A 14,604-nucleotide genomic window follows, 5' to 3' on the forward strand; every position below is an offset into this window, starting at 1 on the left:
GCCGACGGCGCCCGGTCACGCGGGCCCGGTTCACATCGCGGCGGACGAGACCTTCGGCCTGGCAGTCATGCCGGGCCGAGGTCGTGCGCGCGAGCCCCCGCCCTTCGCCCGGCAGCACGAGCGAAAGGGAACCGGTGACCGCCTTCCTCATCAGCCTGGCTGTGATCTTCGTGGCCGAGCTGGGCGACAAGAGCCAGCTCATGGCCATGACGTTCGCCACCCGCTTCCGGGCGCTTCCGGTGCTGATCGGCATCACGGCCGCGACCGCGATCGTCCACCTGGCCAGCGTCGCCCTCGGCGCGGCCCTCGGGGCCGCGCTCCCCACCGGCCCGATCTCGATCATCGCCGGCGTCGCGTTCCTCGGCTTCGCGCTGTGGACGCTGCGCGGCGACAAGCTGGACGACGACGAGCGGGACAAGGCGCGGCGCGCCACCGGATCGGCGATCCTCGCCGTCGGCGGGGCGTTCTTCCTCGCCGAGCTGGGCGACAAGACGATGCTCGCCACCGTCACCCTCGCCGCCGACCACGGCGGCCTCGCCGGGCTGACCGGCGTGTGGCTCGGCTCGACGGTCGGGATGGTCGCCGCCGACGCGCTCGCCATCGTCGTCGGCCAGATGCTCGGCCGCCGGCTGCCCGAGCGGGTCATCAAGTACGGCGCCGCCGCCGGGTTCGCCGTCTTCGGCGTGCTGCTGCTGATCGAGGGCATCACCGCGTGACGCGGCGGGAACACTCCCTCCAGGGCCCCTGAGCGACGGTGAGGCTCCACCGCGGCAGGGGCCGGACGGGAGTTACCACCGTGGCCCTACCCGCCTCCCTCCCCCCGCCGCGGCAGGCGCTCGGCGCGCGGCTCCAGCTGAGCGACGAGGCCGCCGCCCGCATCCGCGAACTGATCATGGACGGGCGCATCCGGCCCGGCGACCATCTGCGGCTGGAACGGCTGGCCCTGGAGTTCGGCATCAGCGTCACACCCGTCAGGGAGGCGCTGAAGTCGCTGCGCAGCGAGGGCTTCGTCGTCCTGGAGCCGCGGCGCGGGTTCGTCGTCGCGCCGCTGTCGCAGCGCGACGTCCAGGACCTGTTCTGGGTGCAGGCGGGCATCGCCGCCGAGCTGGCCGTGCGCGCCGCGTCCCGGATCGGCCCCGCCGCCCTGGGGCGGCTGGACGGCCTCCAGCAGGCGTTGGCACGTGACAAGGCCGCGCGCCGCCCCGACCTGATGGAGGGGCGCAACCACCACTTCCACCGGGAGATCAACCTGGCCGCGGACTCGCCGAAGCTCGCCTGGTCGCTCGGCACGGCCGCCCGGTACGTGCCGCGCGGCCTGTACGGGCGGCTGGCCGACTGGCCGGACGTCGCCGTCCGCGACCACGGGCGGATCCTGGCGGCGCTCCGGGACGGGGACGCCCGCACGGCCGGCGAGGAGATGCGCGCCCACATCGTCCGGGCCGGGGAACTGCTGGTATGCCACCTCGAACGCCGGGGCCTGTGGCGCCCGGCCACGCGATCGCCGCAGTGACGGTTCGCGCGGCCGGTCGCGCGGCCGGTCACGCGGCCCCGTCGCCGAGCCAGGCGTCGACGCCCGCCAGCAGCCGGCGCCGCACGTCGTCCGGCGCCGCCGAGGCCCGGATCGACTGCCGGGCCAGCTCCGCCAGCTCGGCGTCGGTGAACGCGTGGGCGGTGCGGGCCAGCTCGTACTGGCGCGCCAGACGCGAGCCGAACAGCAGCGGGTCGTCGGCGCCGAGCGCGATCGACGCGCCCGCCTCGAACAGCCGCCGCAGCGGGACGTCCGACGCCGTCGCCGCCACGCCGAGACCCACGTTCGACGCCGGGCAGACCTCCAGCGTGACCCCGCGGTCCACGATGCGCTCCAGGAGCCGCGGATCCTCCACGGCGCGGACTCCGTGCCCGATCCGGTCGGCCTCCAGCGTCTCCAGGCACTCGCGGACGCTCGCCGGGCCGAGCAGCTCGCCGCCGTGCGGGTCCGACAGCAGGCCGCCGCGTTTGGCGATCCGGAACGCGCCCTCGAAGTCGTAGGCGCGGCCCCGCCGCTCGTCGTTGGACAGGCCGAACCCGACGACGCCCCTGCCGGTGTAGCGCACGGCGAGGCGGGCGAGGGTCTTGGCGTCCAGGGGGTGCCGGGTCCGGTTCGCCGCGATCACCACGCCGATCCCGACGCCGGTCGCCTCCGACGCGTCGCGCGCGGCGTCCAGCACCAGCTCCACGGTCGGGGTCAGCCCGCCGAAGCGCGCCGCGTACCCGCTCGGATCGACCTGGATCTCCAGCCAGCCCGATCCCTCCGCGGCCTCGTCCTCGGCGGTCTCGCGCAGCAGCCGGCGCAGGTCGTCCGGCGTCTGCAGGACCGAGCGGGCGATGTCGTACAGGCGCTGGAAACGGAACCAGCCGCGCTCGTCGGTGGCGTGCAGCCGGGGCGGCCAGTCCTCGACGAGGGCGTCCGGCAGATGGACGCCGTGCAGGTCGGCGAGCTCCACTAGCGTGGAGTGCCGCATCGACCCGGTGAAGTGAAGGTGCAGATGCGCCTTGGGGAGCAGGGCCACGTCCGGGCGGGCGGGACCGCGCGCGGGCACGGGCTCCCGGGGGTCCGGCATGGAACGGTCCTCGGCCGGACGGGCTGAAACGGTACGGGCCTCCATGAGCCAATGTTGCCGGATCATCGTCCTCCTCGAACGCCCGCCCCGGCAGGATCACCACACCGGACTACCTCGCATGACACGCGGCGGCCATCACGCCCCATGGGCATCCCCGAAAAAAGTTTGGAATCCCGTGCAACCCTCCACCGGCACCGTGCGTATACGAGGGGCGCCAGAGAGAGACAGGCACTCCTGAGCAACACCCCCCGAGCAAGACCCCCGTCAGAAGGGATTCACGATGATCACGCTGAAGGCCGCCTTGATCGCAGCGTCCGCCGTCGGAACCGTGGCCGTGGGCGGCGGCGCGACGTGGGCCATGACCGGCTCCCACCACGAGGCCGGCCTCCAGTCGAGCGGCTCCAAGGCCCCCGCCGTGGAGCGCAAGCTGCAGGACGCCGCGCCCAAGGGCCTCCCGACGTGCATCCCGGCGAAGCTTCCCGCCAAGCCCGAGCTGCCCAAGGTCCCCGCCGACGGGGTGAAGAAGCAGGTCGAGCAGCACCTCAAGCAGAACCCGGCGACCAAGAACCTGCCGCAGGGCCAGCTGCCGAAGACGGGCGTCCCCGGCAAGGACCTGCCGCAGACCGGCATCCCGGGCGCCGATCTCCCCGGCGCGAAGCTCCCGGACGGCACGACCCTCCCCGCCAAGCCCGACGTTCCGGCGAAGCCCGGCGTTCCCGCCAAGCCCGGCGTCCCGGCGGACCTGCCGACCTGCGTGCCGTCCACCGGCGACCTGCCCGGCGGCGCCCCCGCCGCCAAGCCGAACGCGAAGGTGCCCGGCGCGCCCGCCAAGCCCGCCCTGCCCGCGCTGCCCAAGCTCGACTGCAGCACGCTGAAGCCCGCCGTGAAGGTCGGCAGCACCGTCGAGAAGACCGTCATGACCGCCAAGGGCCTGCGCTACGTGTCGGCCGTCCCCGGCTCCGCCGACCTGCGCAAGGCGCAGATCTGCGCCGTCACGCAGAAGTGGACCGGCAAGGCCGGCCAGTGGCTCACCGTCGAGACGATCAAGACGCGCGCCGGCATGACGCAGGAGCAGCTGCGCCAGGCGCTCGGCCTGCCCCAGGGCGGCACCCCGCTGACCATCGCCGGCGTGGCCGCCTGGCAGAGCCCGAACGGCAACGGCGTGCTGCTGTTCGACCCGAACGGCTCCTCGCTGTTCGTCAACGGCAGCCCCGTCCTGGCCGGTGGGACGAAGGACCTGGCCGCCGCCCTGCACAAGGCCGGCTGACACCCCGTTAGCGAACCAGGGCAACAGCAACTCAGCTAACACAACACAGGCGTGGGCGGGCGGCCCTGGCGCGGAGGCCGCCCGCCCCGACAGCACGAAACTGCCGGAACCGCTCTAGCCGGGACGGAGCACTGTGGGGCGTCGAGACGACGAGTCGTTCGTGGAGTTCGTGGCGGCACGCGGCGATGCCCTGCTGCGCACCGCGGCACTGATGTGCGGGGCCCGGCAGGACGCCGAGGACATCCTGCAGACCGCGCTCGAGAAGGCCTACCGCCACTGGGGCCGGCTGGAGGCGGGCAGCGATCCCGAACCCTACGTCCGCCGGATCCTGGTCAACCTGGTGATCAGCCGGTCCCGGCGGTGGAAGGTGCTCCGGGAGATCCAGATGGCGAGGCTCCCGGAGACGCAGACCGACTCGCCGAACCATTCCGTCGAACTGAGGGGGACCCTCATGGAGGAGTTGCGCAAGCTCGGCCCGCGGCAGCGCGCCGTGCTGGTCCTGCGCTTCTGGGAGGACCTTTCGGAGGCGGAGACCGCCCAGGCTCTCGGCTGTTCGGTCGGAACGGTGAAGAGCCAGGCGTCCCGGGGGCTGGCCAGGCTCCGGGAACGCCTCGGCAAGAACCTGGCTCCACTGGGGAGATGAGCGATGGATCTGGAGAGTGAACTGCGGAAGGCCATGGCCGAGCAGGTGGCCGGGGCGACCGCGTCACCGTCGCTCGTCACCGACGTGAAGCGGCGCCACCGCCGCCGCAAGGCCCGCCTTCACGCGGCCGCCGGCGTCGCGGCCGCCTCGGTCGCGGCCCTGGCACTCGTGCCCACCTATCAGTCGTTCCAGGCCACACCCGCCGGGGACACCGAGACGACCCGTCCCAGCAACACCGTCTCGGCCCTCCGGCTGCCGGAGCGACCTCCCGCCTCGGGCCTCCCCGAGTCCCCGTCTCCTAAGGGGAGGTCCGAGGCAGGAGCCTCACAGAAGCCGGAGCCGCGCGGCTCGTCCGCCCCCGGGGAGACCCCGGCCACGCCGGGCGCGGGCGGCATCGTGGACGCGCTGCCGAAGTGGATCACGTACCTGCCGGACGGCCTGGCCGCCGCCGGTCCGTGCGTGGTCTCCGGCGACGGCGGCGCGGACCGCACGACCACGACGTGCACGTGGCGCGGCGCCGACGGCTGGGTGGAGATCGCCCTGGTGAAGGGCGGCAAGCTGACCGGCCCGCAGGACCTGCTGCGCGTGACCGGCATCCCCCGCCGCACGTCCGTCCACGGGACGCCCGCGCTGACCGGCGACCGCACCGACTCGGCGCGGCAGATCTCCTGGCTTGCGCGGCACGGCGTCGGCGTCACCGTGACCGCCTCCGGCCCGGCGAAGGACCGGCTCATGCGCATCGCCGAGGGCGTGCGCCCCTGAACCCCGTTCCGGCGGGGCGTCCCACGGCGGAGAGGGGCCGTGCGCGGGACGTCCCGCCGGACCTCCTGGGACGGGAACCGGCGGAACCCGTCCCACACGAAACCGGCCCCGGGATTTGTGCGCCCGGGGCCGGTTTCGTGTACGCCGTGTTCGCGGTTCCGCGCGGGCGGCGTGCCCGTCGAGGTCAGCTCGCCTCGGACAGCAGCTTCGCGACGCGCGAGACGCCCTCGACCAGGTCGTCGTCGCCCAGCGCGTAGGAGAGGCGGAAGTAGCCCGGCGTGCCGAACGCCTCGCCCGGCACCAGGGCGACCTCGGCCTCCTCCAGGATCAGCGAGGCCAGCTCCACCGACGTCTCCGGGCGCTTGCCGCGCAGCTGCTTGCCGAGCAGCGCCTTGACCGACGGGTAGGCGTAGAACGCGCCCTCCGGCTCGGGGCACACCATCCCCGGGATCTCGTTCAGCATCCGCACCATCGTCTGCCGGCGCCGGTCGAACGCCTTGCGCATCTCCGCGACCGCCGACAGGTCGCCGGTCACCGCGGCGAGCGCGGCGGCCTGGGACACGTTCGCCACGTTGGACGTCGCGTGCGACTGGAGGTTCTGCGCGGCCTTCACCACGTCCGCCGGGCCGACCAGCCAGCCGACCCGCCAGCCGGTCATCGCGTAGGTCTTGGCGACCCCGTTCAGGACGAGCGTCCGGTCGGCCAGCTCCGGCACCACCACGGGCATCGAGTGGAACTCGGCGGCCCCGTACACGAGGTGCTCGTAGATCTCGTCGGTGACGACCCACAGGCCGTGCCCGTCGGCCCAGCGCCCGATCGCCTCGATCTCGTCGCGGCCGTAGACCGCGCCCGTCGGGTTGGACGGCGAGACGAACAGCAGCACCTTCGTCCGGTCGGTGCGGGCCGCCTCCAGCTGCTCGACGTTCACCTTGTAGCCGGTGGTCTCGTCGGCGACGACGTCCACGGGCACCCCGCCCGCCAGCTTGATCGACTCGGGGTAGGTCGTCCAGTACGGCGTCGGGACGATCACCTCGTCGCCCGGGTCGAGCAGCGCCGCGAACGCCTCGTACACCGCCTGCTTGCCGCCGTTGGTCACCAGGACCTGGGACGCCTCGACCCGGTAGCCGGAGTCGCGCTCGGTCTTCTCGGCGATCGCGGCGCGCAGCTCGGGCAGCCCGCCGGCGGGCGTGTACTTGTGGAAGCGCGGTACCCGGCAGGCGGTCACCGCGGCCTCGACGATGTAGTCGGGCGTCGGGAAGTCGGGCTCGCCCGCGCCGAACCCGATGACCGGGCGGCCCGCCGCCTTCAGCGCCTTGGCCTTGGCGTCGACGGCCAGCGTGGCGGACTCGGATATCGCGGCGATGCGCTTGGAGATGCGAGGACGGTCGATGCTCATGCCCCTATCGTTACAGACGGCGCACCGGGACCCGCAGCCATATATCCGGGCCGGTCGGACGGGTCGCCGCCGCGGCCACCCGGCGGTCCCCCGATATCCGGTTCGACGCGGGCCCCTCCGGCACGTAGACTCCTCCTCCAAGTGACGTGTCGCCGGTATACGAGCCTGTCCGCACGCGGGCACCGATCAGGCCGTAAGCTGGGACCCGGCACCACCCGGTCCTGTGGTCGGGTTTCTCCTTAGCCGGAGAAGTGAAGGGCAGTGGCTCAATTGGTAGAGCTCCGGTCTCCAAAACCGGCGGTTGGGGGTTCGAGTCCCTCCTGCCCTGCGAGGTGCGGTGCGCGCACCCGTGCCGGCCGCGCCATGGCGTCGCCGTGGCACTCCGCGGCACGGGACCGCGCGGCAACCACAGGGTGGTTGAATCACGACCTATGAGGTGAACGGCGGCAAATGGCGACTGAGACTCGCGACGAGCCCGAGGCCAAGGACGAGGGCAAGGGCAAGAAGAAGGCCCCTTCCAAGCGGACCTCGCCCGCGCTGTTCGTGCGCCAGATCATCGCAGAGCTGCGCAAGGTCATCTGGCCGACGCGGCGGGAGCTGGTCACCTACACGACCGTCTCGCTGGTGTTCGTGCTGGTCATGGTCGCGCTCGTCTCCGGCGTCGACTACGGGTTGCAGAAGGGCATCTACGAGCTCTTCGGCTGACGCCGCGCCGCCCGGCCCGGGCGCCGGGCCCCGCCGTACCTTCGCAAGTCCATCACCGCAGACCGAGAGAAGAGTTGACCGTGTCCGAGTCCTCACAGCCCTACGACGAGGCCGTTGAAGAGGCCCAGTCCGCTGCGGCTGCTGCGGCCGACCAGGCGGCTGAGCCCGCCGACGAGACGGCCGAGGCGGTCGTCTCCGCCGGCGACGCCGAGCCCGCGGACACGAAGCTCGAAGGTGAGGGCCCCGCGCCGGACGCGGCCGAGGGCGCCGCCGAGCTCGCCGAGTCCGTCGAGGGCGAGGACGCCGAGGAGGAGGCCGGGGAGGACGAGGCCGCCGCCGCGCCGCCGGTCGACCCCTACGCCGAGTTCAAGATGCAGCTCCGCCTCCAGCCGGGCGACTGGTACGTCGTGCACTCCTACGCGGGCTACGAGAACCGGGTCAAGACCAACATCGAGACCCGGACGCAGACCCTCAACATGGAGGACTACATCTTCCAGATCGAGGTCCCGCAGCACGAGGTGACCGAGATCAAGGGCGGCAAGCGCCAGAAGGTCAACGAGAAGGTCCTGCCGGGCTACATCCTCGTCCGCATGGAGCTCACCGACGAGTCGTGGGCCGCGGTCCGCAACACCCCCGGCGTCACCGGGTTCGTCGGCCTGCTGAACAAGCCGTCCCCGCTCAGCCTGGACGAGGTCGCCAACCTGCTGGCCCCCGAGCCGGAGGAGGGCGTCGCCAAGGCCGCCAAGGAGCACGCCAAGGCCCCCGCCACCGTCGACTACGAGGTCGGCGAGTCGGTCACCGTCATGGACGGTCCGTTCGCCACCCTCCCCGCGACCGTCAACGAGATCAACGCCGAGCAGCAGAAGCTCAAGGTGCTGGTTTCGATCTTCGGTCGCGAGACGCCGGTCGAGCTCTCGTTCAACCAGGTCTCCAAGATCTGACCGAGCCGCCTCGATCAGGTCGTATCCTGAACGGGTCGTCCCCGCGCACGCGGGGGCGCTCAGGTCCTTGTCCCGGTCTTCGGACGCGGGACATCGACGACCCCCGCGCGACGCGGGGGATGGCCCCGACGATGTCGCCGCGCTCGTGAGAACGCGGATTCGCGCCCGCGCACGCGGGGACGTGGGGTCGGCCAAGGTCCCAACGCGGCGGTCCAGTTCCGCCCGCCGTGTTGCCCGGTCTCCGGGAGTCGGGACCACGTGAAACGGAACACGAGGGAGAGGCATGCCTCCCAAGAGGAAAAAAGTCGCCGCTCTGGTGAAGGTCCAGCTGCAGGCCGGCCAGGCCACCCCGGCTCCGCCGGTCGGTACCGCGCTCGGCCCGCACGGCGTCAACATCATGGACTTCTGCAAGCAGTACAACGCTGCCACGGAGGCCCAGCGCGGCAACGTCATCCCCGTAGAGATCACCATCTACGAGGACCGGTCGTTCAGCTTCGTCACCAAGACCCCGCCGGCCGCGCAGCTCATCCTGAAGGCCGCGGGCGTGGAGAAGGGCAGCGGCGAGCCGCACAAGACCAAGGTCGGCTCGGTCACCCGCGACCAGGTCCGTGAGATCGCCACGACCAAGATGCCCGACCTCAACGCCAAGGACCTCGACGCCGCCGAGAAGATCGTCGCCGGCACCGCGCGGTCGATGGGCATCGAGGTCAAGTAAGACGTCCCAGTGGGAGGGCCGGCGCTGGCCCCGACCACGAGTTCCGACTGGAGGAACGCACATGAAGCGCAGCAAGGGCTACCGCGCCGCGGCGGAGAAGATCGACCGGGAGCGGCTGTACAGCCCGGTCGAGGCCGTGAAGCTGGCCAAGGAGACCGCGGTCACCAAGTTCGACGCGACCGTCGAGGTCGCCATGCGGCTGGGCGTCGACCCGCGCAAGGCCGACCAGATGGTCCGCGGCACGGTCAACCTGCCGCACGGCACCGGCAAGACGGCCCGCGTGCTCGTCTTCGCCGTCGGCGCCAAGGCGCAGGAGGCCGAGGCCGCGGGCGCCGACATCGTCGGCTCGGACGACATGATCGAGCGGATCCAGGGCGGCTTCCTGGACTTCGACGCCGTGGTCGCGACGCCGGACCAGATGGGCAAGGTCGGCCGGCTCGGCCGGGTGCTCGGTCCGCGCGGCCTGATGCCGAACCCGAAGACCGGCACGGTCACCATGGACGTGTCGAAGGCCGTCACCGACATCAAGGGCGGCAAGATCGAGTTCCGGGTCGACCGGCACGCGAACCTGCACTTCATCATCGGCAAGGCGTCCTTCGACGAGCGCCAGCTGGTGGAGAACTACGCCGCGGCGGTCGACGAGATCCAGCGTCTCAAGCCGTCCGCCGCGAAGGGCCGGTACGTCAAGAAGGCGGCGCTGACCACGTCGATGGGCCCGAGCATCCCGGTGGACCCGAACGCGGTCCGCAACCTGACGGCCGAGCTCGAAGAGGCCTGATCGAGCCCGGCACAGAACGCCGAACAGGGCGCTCCCCAGTACGGGGGGCGCCCTGTTCGCTTTTCACCGGGCCGTGTTATCGGGTCGCGTTCAGCGGGACGCGACCGGCCCCGACCTCTGCTCCGCCGCTAGATTCGGCGCTCGGATCGTCGGCGAAGGGGATGCGATGGGCGGGACGCGGCGTCGGGACGTCCACCGGCTGTACGACGTGCTCGCCGCGGCCGCGGAGGACGCCCCCGAGGCTCCGGCGCTGTCGGTCGACGGCATGACGTGGACGTTCCGGGAGTTGCGCGCCCGGACGGACGCGCTGAGCGCCCACCTGTCCGCGCGGTGCTCTCCTGGGGCGCGGGTGGCGCTGCTCGCGCACAACCGGCTGGAGTACGTGGCGGCCTATTACGGGGTCCCGCGCGAAGGCAGGATCCTGGTGCCGCTCAACCAGAGGCTGCATCCGCGCGAGTGGGCCGACCAGGTCGTCCGCTGCGGCGCCGAGCTCGTCATCGGGGAGCCGGAGCTGCTGGAGAGGCTGGCCCGCGAGGGAGGACTTCCCCCTGACCATCCGCCGCTCGTGGACGTCGCCGACCTTCCTCGGGATGGCTCGGCCCCCTCACTGGAGGGCGACCGCGATCCGGGGGAGGTCGCCTGGCTGATGTTCACCAGCGGCACGACCGGCCGGCCGAAGGGAGTGCGGCTCACCCACAGGAGCCTGCTCGCGGGCGTCACGGCCACGGCGTCGGGGCGTCCCGTTCTGCCGGACGACGTGTTCTGCACGCCGTTCCCCCTGTGCCATGTGGCGGGTTACCAGGTCGTCCTGCATCACCTGTTCCGGCGGCATGCCGTCGTGATGCGCCGGTTCGGTCCGGCCGTCCTGGTGGACGCGGCGCGCCGGCACGGTGTCACGAACCTGTCGCTCGCCCCGACGATGCTGGAGGATCTGCTCGCTCACCTTGAGGGGGACCCGGCGGCGCTGGAGGCGCTGCGGGCCACCGTCCGGGTGATCGCGTACGGTTCGGCGCCGATGCCGGTGCCGCTGCTGCGCCGTGCGGACGCGGTGCTCGGCTGCGACCTGAACCAGGGGTACGGCATGACCGAGCTGTCCGGCAACGCGACGTTCCTGTCCCCGGCGGACCACCGTGCCGCGGTCGCGGGGAGGCCGGAGCTGGCGGCGTCGGCGGGCCGTCCGGGCGACGGCGTGGAGATCGCCGTGATCGGCGAGGACGGGTCGCGGCTGCCGCCCGGTGCGCAGGGCGAGGTCGCCGTCCGGGGAGCGCAGATGGCGGACGGGTACTGGGACGATCCCGAGGCGACCGCCGAGGCGTTCGCGGGCGGCTGGTTCCGCACCGGCGACGCGGGCCGCCTCGACGGGGACGGTTACCTCTATCTCGCCGACCGGCTCAAGGACGTGATCATCACGGGCGGGGAGAACGTCTCGTCGCGCGAGGTCGAGGACGTCCTGCGCACGGTCCCGGGGGTCGGCGAGGTCGCGGTGGTGGGGCTGCCCGATCCGCGCTGGGGCCAGTCGGTCTGCGCGGTGATCGTGCCGGACGGCGTCCCGCCGCGGGTGGAGGACCTGACGGCGGCCTGCCGTGCCCGGCTCGCCGGTTTCAAGACGCCGCGGCGCGTCGAGTTCGTGGCGGCCCTGCCCCGCACCGGCACCGGCAAGATCCGCAAGGCCGCCCTCCGCGCCGAGCTGATAGACCGCCCCGAAAGCCCCTGAAACGGCGGATACACGGCTCGGAGTCCGGAACCGGACAATTTGGTATCTGATTGTTTTGTTACCGGCGAGGAACCTGGTGTTGAATTGCCGCGTGAAGCGTCGTACCGATCGGGCCATCGCCATCTCCGCCGTGACCGCGGTGGCCGTCGTGCCCACGGCGATCCTGATGGTGGTGAAGATCGGGGGCGATTCGCCCAAGGACTCGGGGGCGCTGCCTCCCTCCGCGGCGATGGCCCAGCGCGACCCCGCCAACCCGAACGGCGCCGCGTCCGCCACGGTCTCCCCGGGCACGCCCGGTGCGCCGGGACCGGGGGCCGCCCCGGGCGCGAGCGCGCGTCCCGGAACGCGCGCGCCCGGAAACGGGGGCGCCGCGCACGGCCTGCCGACGGCGCCGCCCCAGCCCGGCCCCAGCCTGCACTCCTTCACCCGCAAGACGGACATGAAGGTGACGGTCGGGTCGGACGGCGACTACCGGCACGCCACCGAGACGGCCTCGTTCACGCTGTGGCCGAAGTTCGCGATGAGCGCCACCGGCGTCACGCGGACGATGAAGGGCGGCGAGCTGTCCAAGGTCACCCAGAAGGTGATCGTCCAGGGGAGCACGCTCAAGGGGTTCGACGGTCAGAAGTGGACGCGGTCCACGCTGACCCCGGCGCAGCTGGGCACCCTGCAGAACGGCTCCGACCCCCGGCAGTTCACCTTCATGATCGGGACCCTGCCCGGCATGACGGCGGGCGAGCCGGACGCCGCCGGGCTGACGCGCTTCACCGCGCAGGCGCTCATGGGAGGCGTGTACGCGCTGCTGCCGCAGGACGCGGCGACGGCGTTCCGCAAGTGGGTGCCGGACGACACCGGATGCGGGCTCGATCTGCTGGCCGACAGCGAGGCCCGTCCGACCACGATCAGCCTCAGCGCGCAGGCGCCCGGCGCGGGGCTCGCCGGGTCGATGACCTTCGGTTCCTTCCGCTGACGCGGGTTCGCGGGGCCGGATCACCCTGACGTCGGGCCAGGGGGCGGCTACGCCGTTGGTCGTACCGCGAGAGGTCCCATTCGTACCACCGGGGGATGCCTCGCCGTTAGCGCCCGAAGAGACTGGGAACACCAGCAGGGCGACAAGGGAGGCTCAACCCTCATGAAACGACGATTCGTGGTGGCCGCCGGCGGCACCGCCGTGGGCGCCGCGCTCCTCCTGTCCGGATGCAACGGGGACGGGTCGGAGAACAACACCGGCAACATGAAGCTCAGCGCGAACCAGGCGCTGCTGAAGGCGTCCGAGAAGACCGGCAAGGCCGACACGTTCAAGGCCGACCTGACGGTGACGGGCACCGGTGACGGCGGTGGGAAGGTCCACGCCAACGGGCAGTTCCGGCTGCGCCCGTCGCTGGAGTTCAGCGCGAAGCTGGACGACTTCAGCCAGAACGGGCAGAGCATGCCGGGCGCCAAGGGTCAGGCCGTCTTCACCGGCAACGTGCTGTACGCGAAGGTCCCGCAGCTCGCGCAGTTCGTCAGCGGCGGCAAGCCGTGGGTGAAGATCGACGTGAACCAGATGCAGCAGCGGACGGGCTTCGACGTCCGGGGCCTGGTCGACCAGGTGCAGAAGGTCGACCCGGCCGAGCAGACCAAGATGTTCACCGGCTCCAAGGACGCCCGCAGGGTCGGCACCGAGACGGTCGACGGCGTCAAGACGACGCACTACGCCGGGACGGTCACCGTCGACGAGGCACTGAAGCGGCTGGACGCGCAGGCCCGCACGAAGGTGCAGCAGTGGCTGCCGAAGGACCGCGCCAACGGCAAGATCAATTTCGACCTGTGGACGGACGGCGACAACCTGCCGCGCAAGCTCGTCTCCAAGGCGACCGGCTCGCAGGGCGAGAACGGCTCGGTGACCGTCCTGTACAGCGACTACGGCAAGTCGTTCAAGGTGAACACGCCCCCGTCCGACCAGGTGGGGCAGCTGTCCCTCCAGGGTCTTCTCGGCGGCAACTGAGAACGGTGAACCTCAGCGGGGTCGTTTGCGTCTGATGTACCGTTCGGCCCCATTGCTGGGTGCCAAGGAGACCAAGGAGAACCCCCTGATGATCCGTCGTTTCGCGGCAGGCACGGCGCTGGCCACCGGCCTCGCCCTCTCGCTGACCGGCTGCCTCGGGGACGCCGGGAAGACGGTGGACGACGCCGGCAAGGGACTGCGGCTGTCCGCGGCGCAGGTCCTCGGCAAGGCCGCCGAGAAGACCGGCAAGATCGACTCGTTCCAGGCCGACCTGACGATGAAGATGACCGGCTCCTCGACGGGCGACGTGTCGATGAACGGCACGATGCAGTACCGCACGAAGCCCGATCTGGCCTACAGCATGAACTTCGGGCAGATGACGGTCGCGGGCAAGTCGACGTCCGGCATGGAGCAGCGGCTCGTCGGCCGGAACATGTACATGAAGATGCCGATGCTGTCCCAGCTCGGCGGCGGGTCCAAGCCGTGGATCAAGATCTCGCTGGACGAGCTGGGCGCCAAGTCCGGGATGAACATCGACGAGCTGCTCCAGCAGTCCCGGCAGATGGACCCGGTGCAGAACACCAAGATGCTGACGGCGTCCAAGGACGCGCGCGAGGTCGGCAAGGAGACGATCGACGGCGTCCAGACGACGCACTACACCGGCACGTACCGGATGGAGGACGCGGTCGCCAAGCTGTCCCCGGAGACGCGGGAGGCCTACCGCAAGAGCCTCGGCACGACGGGACTGCAGGCCATGCACTTCGACCTGTGGGTGGACGGCCAGCAGCTGCCGCGCCAGATGACGATGAAGTCGACGGAGTCGACGCAGGGCGACATGACCATGACGATGAAGTACCGCGACTACGGCAAGCCGGTGCAGGTCACCGAGCCGCCGGCGAGCGAGGTCACGGACTTCGGCGAGATCATGGGCCGGCTCGGCGCCGGCGCCGGGACGCCCGGCGCCTGACTCGGGCCCGAGCGCGACCGAGGGACCGCACCCCGTCCGGGGCGCGGTCCCTCGCTCCGTCTCCCGATTTGGCCTCGTTCAGCGAGGCCGCGTATGCTGTCCGATGCCGAAGACCGCCGGTCGTCACCT

General features: G+C 71.8%; 15 protein-coding genes and 1 tRNA gene. 14 read left to right on the plus strand and 2 right to left on the minus strand.

The window, feature by feature from the left end; genetic code table 11:
• Nucleotides 1–134 precede the first annotated feature (134 nt).
• Together BJY14_RS25260 and BJY14_RS25265 are read left to right on the plus strand one after the other, a co-directional pair.
• Nucleotides 135–716: a TMEM165/GDT1 family protein gene (locus tag BJY14_RS25260; RefSeq protein ID WP_179845892.1), complete on the plus strand. Its 582-nt coding sequence runs from the start codon at nucleotides 135–137 to the stop codon at nucleotides 714–716.
• 80 nt (nucleotides 717–796) lie between these two features.
• Nucleotides 797–1,510, plus strand: a complete 714-nt coding sequence (locus BJY14_RS25265; protein WP_218905586.1) for a GntR family transcriptional regulator — start codon at nucleotides 797–799, stop codon at nucleotides 1,508–1,510.
• Nucleotides 1,511–1,538: 28 nt separating this feature from the next.
• Here the strand turns inward: BJY14_RS25265 and BJY14_RS25270 are convergent, their stop codons facing one another.
• Nucleotides 1,539–2,600 (minus strand): adenosine deaminase, encoded by a 1,062-nt coding sequence (locus BJY14_RS25270; RefSeq protein ID WP_179845893.1) that lies wholly within the window; start codon nucleotides 2,598–2,600, stop codon nucleotides 1,539–1,541.
• 280 nt (nucleotides 2,601–2,880) lie between these two features.
• On the opposite strand from BJY14_RS25270, the gene BJY14_RS25275 reads away from it, so the two are divergent.
• The 3 genes from BJY14_RS25275 to BJY14_RS25285 all read left to right on the plus strand — a co-directional run bounded on the left by BJY14_RS25275 (nucleotide 2,881) and on the right by BJY14_RS25285 (nucleotide 5,272).
• Nucleotides 2,881–3,867 (plus strand): hypothetical protein, encoded by a 987-nt coding sequence (locus BJY14_RS25275; protein WP_179845894.1) that lies wholly within the window; start codon nucleotides 2,881–2,883, stop codon nucleotides 3,865–3,867.
• Between the two features lie 133 nt (nucleotides 3,868–4,000).
• Nucleotides 4,001–4,510, plus strand: coding sequence for a SigE family RNA polymerase sigma factor (locus tag BJY14_RS25280; protein WP_179845895.1), 510 nt, complete (start codon nucleotides 4,001–4,003; stop codon nucleotides 4,508–4,510).
• 3 nt (nucleotides 4,511–4,513) lie between these two features.
• A complete protein-coding gene (locus BJY14_RS25285; RefSeq protein ID WP_179845896.1) occupies nucleotides 4,514–5,272 on the plus strand; it encodes a hypothetical protein in 759 nt (252 codons plus the stop codon).
• A 184-nt stretch (nucleotides 5,273–5,456) separates the two neighbouring features.
• Here BJY14_RS25285 and BJY14_RS25290 read toward each other — a convergent pair whose 3' ends face one another.
• Nucleotides 5,457–6,668 carry a pyridoxal phosphate-dependent aminotransferase gene (locus BJY14_RS25290; RefSeq protein WP_179845897.1) on the minus strand — a complete coding sequence of 404 codons (1,212 nt, stop codon included), beginning with the start codon at nucleotides 6,666–6,668 and terminating at the stop codon, nucleotides 5,457–5,459.
• A 255-nt stretch (nucleotides 6,669–6,923) separates the two neighbouring features.
• Here BJY14_RS25290 and BJY14_RS25295 point away from each other — a divergent pair.
• The 9 genes from BJY14_RS25295 to BJY14_RS25335 all read left to right on the plus strand — a co-directional run bounded on the left by BJY14_RS25295 (nucleotide 6,924) and on the right by BJY14_RS25335 (nucleotide 14,475).
• Nucleotides 6,924–6,996, plus strand: a tRNA-Trp gene (locus BJY14_RS25295).
• 122 nt (nucleotides 6,997–7,118) lie between these two features.
• Nucleotides 7,119–7,373: a preprotein translocase subunit SecE gene (gene secE, locus BJY14_RS25300; RefSeq protein ID WP_179845898.1), complete on the plus strand. Its 255-nt coding sequence runs from the start codon at nucleotides 7,119–7,121 to the stop codon at nucleotides 7,371–7,373.
• 80 nt (nucleotides 7,374–7,453) lie between these two features.
• Nucleotides 7,454–8,314, plus strand: a complete 861-nt coding sequence (nusG, locus tag BJY14_RS25305; RefSeq protein ID WP_179845899.1) for a transcription termination/antitermination protein NusG — start codon at nucleotides 7,454–7,456, stop codon at nucleotides 8,312–8,314.
• Nucleotides 8,315–8,597: 283 nt separating this feature from the next.
• Nucleotides 8,598–9,029 (plus strand): 50S ribosomal protein L11, encoded by a 432-nt coding sequence (rplK, locus tag BJY14_RS25310; RefSeq protein WP_179845900.1) that lies wholly within the window; start codon nucleotides 8,598–8,600, stop codon nucleotides 9,027–9,029.
• 61 nt (nucleotides 9,030–9,090) lie between these two features.
• Nucleotides 9,091–9,807, plus strand: coding sequence for a 50S ribosomal protein L1 (rplA, locus tag BJY14_RS25315; RefSeq protein WP_179845901.1), 717 nt, complete (start codon nucleotides 9,091–9,093; stop codon nucleotides 9,805–9,807).
• 166 nt (nucleotides 9,808–9,973) lie between these two features.
• The gene (locus tag BJY14_RS25320; protein WP_179845902.1) at nucleotides 9,974–11,521 is read left to right on the plus strand and encodes a class I adenylate-forming enzyme family protein; all 1,548 of its coding nucleotides are present in this window, start codon (nucleotides 9,974–9,976) and stop codon (nucleotides 11,519–11,521) included.
• Nucleotides 11,522–11,612: 91 nt separating this feature from the next.
• Entirely contained in the window at nucleotides 11,613–12,491 is an 879-nt protein-coding gene (locus BJY14_RS25325; RefSeq protein WP_179845903.1) for a hypothetical protein, read from the plus strand.
• A gap of 162 nt (nucleotides 12,492–12,653) precedes the next feature.
• Nucleotides 12,654–13,508, plus strand: coding sequence for an SCO4651 family lipoprotein (locus BJY14_RS25330; RefSeq protein ID WP_218905588.1), 855 nt, complete (start codon nucleotides 12,654–12,656; stop codon nucleotides 13,506–13,508).
• Between the two features lie 88 nt (nucleotides 13,509–13,596).
• Nucleotides 13,597–14,475 carry an SCO4651 family lipoprotein gene (locus BJY14_RS25335; RefSeq protein WP_179845904.1) on the plus strand — a complete coding sequence of 293 codons (879 nt, stop codon included), beginning with the start codon at nucleotides 13,597–13,599 and terminating at the stop codon, nucleotides 14,473–14,475.
• Nucleotides 14,476–14,604: the final 129 nt, after the last annotated feature.

The sequence above is a fragment of the Actinomadura luteofluorescens genome (assembly GCF_013409365.1).
Lineage (GTDB): Bacteria > Actinomycetota > Actinomycetes > Streptosporangiales > Streptosporangiaceae > Spirillospora > Spirillospora luteofluorescens.

Coding starts and splice junctions, on each gene's coding strand:
- BJY14_RS25270 (WP_179845893.1), bottom strand. CDS start 2,600: ATGCCGGACCCCCGGGAGCCCGTGCCCGCGCGCGGTCCCGCCCGCCCG.
- BJY14_RS25275 (WP_179845894.1), top strand. CDS start 2,881: ATGATCACGCTGAAGGCCGCCTTGATCGCAGCGTCCGCCGTCGGAACC.
- BJY14_RS25285 (WP_179845896.1), top strand. CDS start 4,514: ATGGATCTGGAGAGTGAACTGCGGAAGGCCATGGCCGAGCAGGTGGCC.
- BJY14_RS25290 (WP_179845897.1), bottom strand. CDS start 6,668: ATGAGCATCGACCGTCCTCGCATCTCCAAGCGCATCGCCGCGATATCC.
- secE (WP_179845898.1), top strand. CDS start 7,119: ATGGCGACTGAGACTCGCGACGAGCCCGAGGCCAAGGACGAGGGCAAG.
- rplK (WP_179845900.1), top strand. CDS start 8,598: ATGCCTCCCAAGAGGAAAAAAGTCGCCGCTCTGGTGAAGGTCCAGCTG.
- rplA (WP_179845901.1), top strand. CDS start 9,091: ATGAAGCGCAGCAAGGGCTACCGCGCCGCGGCGGAGAAGATCGACCGG.
- BJY14_RS25320 (WP_179845902.1), top strand. CDS start 9,974: ATGGGCGGGACGCGGCGTCGGGACGTCCACCGGCTGTACGACGTGCTC.
- BJY14_RS25330 (WP_218905588.1), top strand. CDS start 12,654: ATGAAACGACGATTCGTGGTGGCCGCCGGCGGCACCGCCGTGGGCGCC.
- BJY14_RS25335 (WP_179845904.1), top strand. CDS start 13,597: ATGATCCGTCGTTTCGCGGCAGGCACGGCGCTGGCCACCGGCCTCGCC.